At 57.4% G+C, this 8211-nt stretch carries 7 protein-coding genes; all 7 read left to right on the top strand.

The window, feature by feature from the left end; all coding sequences use genetic code 11:
* The coding region (ileS, locus tag BRO54_RS15130; RefSeq protein ID WP_074044473.1) for an isoleucine--tRNA ligase at nucleotides 1-2198 on the top strand (2198 nt) is incomplete at its 5' end.
* A gap of 84 nt (nucleotides 2199-2282) precedes the next feature.
* The gene (lspA, locus tag BRO54_RS15125) at nucleotides 2283-2774 is read left to right on the top strand and encodes a signal peptidase II (protein ID WP_079935670.1); all 492 of its coding nucleotides are present in this window, start codon (nucleotides 2283-2285) and stop codon (nucleotides 2772-2774) included.
* Nucleotides 2775-3689 (top strand): RluA family pseudouridine synthase, encoded by a 915-nt coding sequence (locus tag BRO54_RS15120; protein ID WP_074044471.1) that lies wholly within the window; start codon nucleotides 2775-2777, stop codon nucleotides 3687-3689.
* 184 nt (nucleotides 3690-3873) lie between these two features.
* Nucleotides 3874-4413, top strand: coding sequence for a bifunctional pyr operon transcriptional regulator/uracil phosphoribosyltransferase PyrR (gene pyrR, locus BRO54_RS15115; protein ID WP_074044474.1), 540 nt, complete (start codon nucleotides 3874-3876; stop codon nucleotides 4411-4413).
* Nucleotides 4414-4570: 157 nt separating this feature from the next.
* Entirely contained in the window at nucleotides 4571-5869 is a 1299-nt protein-coding gene (locus tag BRO54_RS15110; protein ID WP_074044470.1) for a solute carrier family 23 protein, read from the top strand.
* A 165-nt stretch (nucleotides 5870-6034) separates the two neighbouring features.
* A complete protein-coding gene (locus BRO54_RS15105) occupies nucleotides 6035-6961 on the top strand; it encodes an aspartate carbamoyltransferase catalytic subunit (RefSeq protein ID WP_074044469.1) in 927 nt (308 codons plus the stop codon).
* Entirely contained in the window at nucleotides 6924-8210 is a 1287-nt protein-coding gene (locus BRO54_RS15100) for a dihydroorotase (RefSeq protein ID WP_074044468.1), read from the top strand. The genes BRO54_RS15105 and BRO54_RS15100 overlap by 38 nt, the downstream gene beginning before the upstream one ends.
* The last annotated feature ends 1 nt before the right edge of the window (nucleotide 8211 follow it).

Raw genomic sequence — 8211 nt, 5'->3', positions numbered from 1 at the left:
TCGCCGAAGCGGAAATCGAATATAAAGACAAGCGTTCGCCGTCGATTTATGTCGCCTTCCCGGTGAAAGACGGCAAAGGCGTGCTTGAGGGCGATGAGCGAATCGTCATTTGGACGACGACGCCGTGGACGATTCCGGCGAATTTGGCGATCGCCGTCCATCCGGAGTTGGACTACCATGTCGTGGAAACAAACGGGCAAAAATACGTCGTCGCCGCTGCCCTTGTCGAGTCGGTGGCGAACGAAGTCGGCTGGGACGCATGGTCGATTGTGAAAACGATCAAAGGAACAGCGCTCGAGTATGTGGTGGCGAAACATCCGTTTTATGAGCGCGACTCGCTTGTCGTCTGCGGCGAACACGTCACGACCGATGCCGGCACCGGCTGCGTCCATACGGCGCCGGGCCACGGGGAAGACGACTTTCTCGTCGGGCAAAAATACGGGCTTCCGGTCCTTTGCCCAGTTGATGAACGCGGCTATATGACAAGCGAAGCGCCTGGATTTGAGGGGATGTTTTACGAAGACGCCAACAAGGCGATTACACAGAAGCTTGAGGAAGTGGGCGCCTTGTTGAAACTCGGATTTATCACCCACTCGTATCCGCACGACTGGCGGACAAAGCAGCCGACGATTTTCCGGGCGACGACGCAATGGTTTGCGTCGATCGATAAAATCCGCGGCCAGTTGCTTGATGCCATCAAAGAAACGAAATGGATTCCGGAGTGGGGGGAAATCCGCATCCATAACATGGTGCGCGACCGCGGCGACTGGTGCATTTCCCGACAGCGCGCCTGGGGCGTGCCGATTCCGGTCTTTTACGGCGAAAACGGCGAACCGATCATCACCGATGAGACGATCGAGCATGTGTCAAACTTGTTCCGCCAATACGGGTCGAACGTCTGGTTTGAGCGCGAGGCGAAAGACTTGCTGCCGGAAGGATTCACCCATCCGTCGAGCCCGAACGGCATCTTTACGAAAGAAACGGACATTATGGACGTTTGGTTTGACTCCGGTTCGTCGCACCAAGCCGTGTTGGTCGAACGCGACGATCTCGTGCGTCCGGCTGATTTGTACTTGGAAGGGTCCGACCAATATCGCGGCTGGTTCAACTCATCGCTGTCCACCGCCGTTGCCGTCACCGGCAAAGCGCCGTATAAAGGCGTGTTGAGCCACGGCTTTGTCTTGGACGGCGAAGGGCGGAAAATGAGCAAGTCGCTCGGCAACGTCGTCGTGCCGGCGAAAGTGATGGAACAGTTCGGCGCCGACATTTTGCGCCTTTGGGTCGCTTCGGTCGACTATCAAGCGGACGTGCGCATCTCCGACCATATTTTAAAACAAGTGTCGGAAGTGTACCGGAAAATCCGCAACACGTTCCGGTTTATGCTCGGCAACTTGTTCGATTTTGACCCGAACAAAAACGCCGTGCCGATTGGGGAGCTTGGCGAAGTCGACCGCTATATGTTGGCGAAATTGAACAAGCTTGTCATCAAGGTGAAAAAAGCGTACGACAGCTATGATTTCGCCGCGGTTTACCATGAGATGAACCATTTCTGCACCGTCGAGCTGAGCGCGTTTTACTTGGATATGGCGAAAGACATTTTGTACATCGAAGCGGCTGACTCCCGCGCCCGCCGCGCCGTGCAGACGGTGCTGTATGAAACGGTCGTCGCGTTGGCGAAGCTCATCGCGCCGATTTTGCCGCATACCGCCGATGAAGTGTGGGAGCATATCCCGAATCGAAGAGAAAACGTCGAAAGCGTCCAGCTCACCGATATGCCGGAGCCGATCGCGATCGACGGCGAAGAAGCGCTGCTGGCGAAATGGGATGCGTTTATGGACGTGCGCGATGACATTTTAAAAGCGCTCGAGAACGCGCGCAATGAAAAAGTGATCGGCAAATCGCTGACGGCCAGCGTCATCGTCTACCCGAAAGACGAGGCGCGGAAGCTATTGGCGTCGCTTGACGAAGATTTGCGCCAGCTCCTGATCGTTTCGGCGTTTTCCGTTGCGGATGAACCGTATGACGCCGCGCCGGCCGAAGCCGAGCGGCTCGACCACGTGGCCGTCATCGTCCGCCCGGCGGAAGGCGAGACGTGCGAGCGGTGCTGGACGGTGACGAAAGAAGTCGGCGCCGATCCGTCGCATCCGACGCTTTGCCCGCGCTGCGCGCACATTGTGGGCGAACATTATTCCGCATAACGAAAAGCGGCAGGCTGCCTTGGCGCGGCCTTGCCGCTTCATTTGTTTGCCATGGCGAATTATGCTACAATGCAAAAAGGATGAATGAGAAGGACAGGGGGACTTGGCACGGTGGCATACTATTGGATTGCGGCGGCGGTCGTCATCCTCGATCAATGGACGAAATGGCTTGTCGTCCGCTATATGCGGCTTGGGGAAAGCATTCCGATCATTGACAATGCGCTCTATATTACGTCGCACCGCAATCGCGGCGCGGCGTGGGGCATGCTGCAAGGGCAGTTTTGGCTCTTTTATTTGATTACGGTCATCGTCGCGGCCGGAATCGTTATCTACATTCGCCGCCTGAAGCCTTCCGAACGCCTGGCAGGCGTAGGGCTTGGGCTGATGCTCGGCGGGGCGATTGGCAATTTTCTCGACCGCGTCTTTCGCAAGGAAGTGGTCGATTTCATCCACGCGTACATCGGCACGTACAGTTTTCCGGTGTTCAACGTGGCTGACTCGGCGCTGACGGTCGGCGTCATCTTGCTGTTTGTCCATATGTTTTTTTTCGCGACACCAGAGAAAGGGAATGAGTAGATGGACACGATCACATTTCACATCGAAGACGAATATGACGGCGAACGAATTGATAAAGTGATCGCGGCGTTAAATGAGGAATGGTCGCGTTCGCAAGTGCAGCAATGGATCAAAAACGGGCTTGTGACCGTGAACGGCCAAGCGGTGAAGGCGAACTACAAATGCGAGGCGGGCGACTCGGTCGCCGTCTCACCGCCGGAGCCGGAGCCGCTTCATGTCGAGCCGGAGCCGATTCCGCTGGACATTTATTATGAGGATGAGGATGTCCTTGTCGTCAACAAGCCGCGCGGCATGGTCGTCCATCCGGCGCCCGGGCATATGCGCGGCACGCTTGTCAACGCGCTTCTCGCCCATTGCCGCGACCTGTCTGGGATCAACGGCGTGCTTCGCCCCGGCATCGTCCATCGGATTGACAAAGACACATCAGGACTATTGATGGTAGCGAAAAACGACGCCGCCCACCGCTCGCTCGTCGAGCAGCTTGTGAACAAAACGGTGACGCGCCGCTACAAGGCGATCGTCCACGGCGTCATTCCACACGATTATGGCACGATCGATGCCCCGATCGGCCGCGACAAGCGCGATCGAAAGAAAATGGCCGTCACCGAGGAAAACGGCAAGGAAGCCGTCACCCATTTCCGCGTGCTCGAGCGGTTTCGCCATTATACTTATGTGGAGTGCCAGCTGGAAACGGGTCGGACGCACCAAATTCGCGTCCATATGAAATACATCGGCTACCCGCTTGCCGGGGATCCGCAATACGGGCCGAAAAAAACGCTCGCAATCGACGGCCAGGCGCTTCACGCCGGGGTGCTCGGCTTCCGTCATCCGCGCACCGGCGAGTATTTGGAATTCGAAGCTCCGCTACCGCCGGAGTTTGCCGAATTGCTTGACTGGCTGCGAAAAAACGATTGACAAACGAACACGCCCCCTTTACAATGAAAACAGGTGAACAGGAACCTTTAAGTTCAGTCCTGTGAGGCTGAAAAGGGGTCGGAATGACAAAGAAGGGCGATGTATGCCCATCTTGTTTGGCGATAAGCGCGCCATCCCCCGCTTCACAGGCGGGGGATTTTTTGTGCCAACGGAGGTGGCTTGCATGCAAAAGGCGGTCGTGATGGACGAACAGGCGATTCGCCGCGCGTTGACGCGCATCGCCCACGAAATCATCGAACGAAACAAAGGCATTGACGGCTGCGTGCTTGTCGGCATTAAAACGCGCGGCATTTATTTGGCGCGCCGTTTGGCTGAGCGGATCGAGCAAATTGAAGGGGCGTCCGTTCCCGTCGGTGAGCTTGACATCACCTTGTACCGCGACGATTTGACCGTGAAGACGGACGACCATGAACCGCTTGTGAAAGGAACGAATGTGCCGTTTCCGGTGACCGAGCGGAATGTCATTTTAGTCGATGATGTACTCTTCACCGGCCGGACGGTGCGGGCGGCGATGGATGCGGTCATGGATTTGGGCCGCCCGGCGCGCATCCAGCTCGCCGTGCTTGTTGACCGCGGCCACAGAGAACTGCCGATCCGCGCTGATTTCGTCGGCAAAAACATCCCGACATCCAGTGCGGAAATGATTGTCGTTGAACTTTCCGAGGTGGACGGCATCGATCAAGTCTCCATTCATGAAAAATAGCGAAGCTCCCTTTTAAGCGCAGTCCCGTGAGGCTGCAAAAGGGGCGGAATCGTTTCGGCTGTTTCTGCACCCTCTTTGCGCCTTCGCGGGCAAAGAGGGTTTTTTTGTGCACACTAGAAAGCAAGCCTCGCTCATTTGATCAAAGGAGTGACGAAAGATGAACAAACCGGTGTTGGACATTCAAGACCGCCCGACCGTTGGGCAATGGATCACATTAAGCCTTCAGCATTTATTCGCCATGTTTGGCGCGACGATTTTAGTGCCGTACTTAGTCGGCTTAGATCCGTCGATCGCCTTGCTGACAAGCGGGCTCGGAACGCTTGCGTTTCTGATCATTACCAAATGGCAAGTGCCGGCGTATCTTGGCTCGTCGTTCGCCTACATTGCGCCGATCATCGCGGCGAAAACGGCTGGCGGCCCGGGAGCGGCGATGATCGGCAGCTTTCTCGCCGGATTGGTGTACGGGGTTGTCGCCCTCATCATTAAAAAAGCCGGCTACCGCTGGGTGATGAAACTGTTGCCGCCGGTTGTGGTCGGCCCGGTCATCATCGTCATCGGCCTCGGCTTGGCCGGGACGGCGGTCGGGATGGCGATGAACGGCCCGGACGGCAAATACAGCCTGCTCCATTTCTCGGTGGCGCTGGTGACGCTCGCGGCAACGATCGTCTGCTCCGTGCTCGCGCGCGGCATGTTGAGCCTCATTCCGGTGCTTGTCGGCATTGTCGTCGGCTATCTCTACGCGTTGGCGGTCGGGCTCGTCGATTTGTCGAAAGTGGCGGCGGCGAAATGGTTCGAATGGCCGGATTTCTTGATCCCGTTTGCCGATTATCCGGTGCGCGTCACATGGGAGATCGTCATGCTCATGGTGCCGGTGGCGATCGTCACCTTGTCCGAGCATATCGGCCACCAGCTCGTCTTAAGCAAAGTCGTCGGCCGCGATTTGATCCAAAAACCAGGACTGCATCGCTCGATTTTAGGGGACGGAACGGCGACGATGATCTCCGCCTTGCTTGGCGGTCCGCCGAAAACGACGTACGGGGAAAACATCGGTGTGCTGGCGATCACCCGCGTCTACAGTGTCTACGTGCTGGCCGGCGCGGCGGTCATCGCGATCGCTTTCGGCTTCGTCGGCAAAATCACGGCGCTGATCAGCTCGATTCCGACGCCGGTCATGGGCGGTGTGTCGATCTTGCTGTTTGGCATCATCGCCTCGTCCGGACTGCGCATGTTGATCGACAGCCGCGTCGATTTCGGCCAGACGCGCAATTTAGTCATCGCCTCGGTCATCTTGGTCATCGGCATCGGCGGCGCCGTGCTGAAAATCAGCGACAGCTTCCAAATTACCGGGATGGCGCTCTCGGCCATTGTCGGCGTCCTGCTCAACTTGATTTTGCCGGGGCGTCCGCAAGCCGCGGAAAACCTATTTGAAGAAAACAGCAGCGACCATGTCGCCTAATAGGAGAAAGCACCTTTTAATTAAGTCCCGCGAGGCTTAAAAAGGTGTGAAAACAGGCGCATCCAGGGCCGGAGTGTACCTTCGGCCCTGCCATGCGCCGATCGTCACACCTTGCCTGGCCGGCAAGGTGTTTTTTTCGCGAAAAAACGAAAAGGAGCGAGACCGATGACCCATCTTTTCACATTAAGTGAACTGCCGCTTGATGAAATCCACCGTTTGCTCGATGAAGCGGAAGCGTTCCGCAGCGGGCGCATCTGGCGCCCGGCGGCGCCGATGTACGTCGCCAACTTGTTTTTCGAACCGAGCACGCGCACGAAATGCAGCTTCGAGATGGCGGAACGGAGACTCGGGCTTCATGTCATTCCATTTGACCCGGAACGCTCAAGCGTGCAAAAAGGGGAGACGCTGTACGATACCGTACGGACGCTTGAGGCGATCGGCGTCGATGCCGTTGTCATCCGCCATCACGAAGATGCCTATTTCGAAGCGCTCCGCCATGCGGTCGGCATTCCGATCATCAACGCCGGCGACGGCTGCGGGCACCATCCGACCCAGTCGCTCTTGGATTTATTGACGATCCGCCAAGAGTTTGGCGCCTTCACCGGTTTGACGGTGGCAATCATCGGCGACATCCGTCATAGCCGCGTCGCCCGCTCCAATGCGGAAGTGTTGACAAGGTTGGGGGCAAACGTCCTGTTTTCCGGACCGGCAGAGTGGAAAGATGAAACGAATCCGTACGGGACGTACGTCGAAGTCGACGAAGCCATCGCCCGCGCCGATGTTGTGATGCTTTTGCGCATCCAACATGAACGCCATGCAGAGGCGATGGGGCTGACAAAAGAAGAGTACCATGTGCGGTATGGGCTGACGCTTGAGCGGGCGCGGCGGATGAAAGTGGGTGCCATCATCTTGCACCCGGCGCCGGTCAACCGCGGGGTCGAAATCGCAAGCGAACTTGTCGAAGCGAAGGCATCGCGCATTTTTAAACAAATGGAAAACGGCGTCTACGTCCGGATGGCTGTCTTAAAACGGGCAATGGAAGGGAGAATGGAGCATGGGCGTATGGCTGAGCAATGGCATGTCGTTCAATAAAGATGGGGAATTGGTGCGGACACATATCAAAATCGAACACGGAAACATTGCGGCGATCCTCTATGAACAGCCGCTAGAAGCGAATGAGGAGGACGTTATCGACGTTGGCGGCCGTCTCATCGTTCCCGGCCTGATCGACTTGCACGTTCATTTGCGCGAACCGGGCGGCGAAGCGAAAGAAACGATTGAAACGGGCACGCTCGCCGCGGCAAAAGGCGGATTTACGACGGTTGCCGCCATGCCGAACACGAACCCGGTGCCGGATCGGAAAGAACAGATGGAATGGCTCGTGCGACGCATCCACGAAACCGCGCATGTCAATGTGCTCCCTTATGCAGCGATTACCATTGGGCAAAGGGGAGAAGAGCTGACCGATTTTGCCGCCTTAAAAGCGGCGGGGGCATTCGCCTTTACCGATGACGGCGTCGGCGTCCAGTCGGCTGGGATGATGTTCGAAGCGATGAAACAGGCGGCGGCGCTCGATATGGCGATCGTCGCCCATTGCGAGGACGACACGCTGACAAACGGCGGATCGGTGCATGACGGCGATTTCGCCCGCCGGTACGGGCTCGCCGGCATCCCGTCCGTCTGCGAGGCGGTGCATATCGCCCGCGACGTCTTGCTTGCCGAGGCAGCCGGATGCCATTATCACGTCTGCCATATCAGCACGAAAGAGTCGGTGCGTGTCGTCCGCGACGCCAAGCGGGCCGGCATCCGCGTCACCGCCGAAGTGACGCCGCACCATCTGCTCTTGTGCGATGAGGATATTCCAGGGCTTGATGCGAACTACAAAATGAACCCACCGCTGCGCAGCCGCGCGGACCGTGAAGCGCTCATGGAAGGGCTGCTCGACGGCACGATCGATTTTATCGCCACGGACCACGCGCCGCATACGGCTGCGGAAAAAGCGAAAGGAATCGAGGCGGCGCCGTTTGGCATCGTTGGGCTCGAAACGGCGTTTCCGCTCTTATATACCCATTTCGTCAAAACAGGCGTGTTTACATTAAAGCAGCTTGTCGATTGGCTGACGATCAAGCCGGCGCAATGTTTCGGCCTCAAGGCCGGGCGGCTTGCCGTCGGGGCGCCGGCGGATATTGCGGTCATTGATTTGGAAACAGAAGAAGCGATTGATCCCGAGACGTTTGCGTCCAAAGGGAAAAATACGCCGTTTGCCGGCTGGGTGTGCCAAGGCTGGCCGGTGATGACGTTTGTCGGCGGTACACTCGTATGGGAGAAAGGAAGGGCGTAAA

It is taken from the genome of Geobacillus proteiniphilus (assembly GCF_001908025.1).
Lineage (GTDB): Bacteria > Bacillota > Bacilli > Bacillales > Anoxybacillaceae > Geobacillus > Geobacillus proteiniphilus.
Note: the sequence above shows the minus strand (reverse complement) of the source record. Positions and strands in the feature narration are given on the sequence as shown.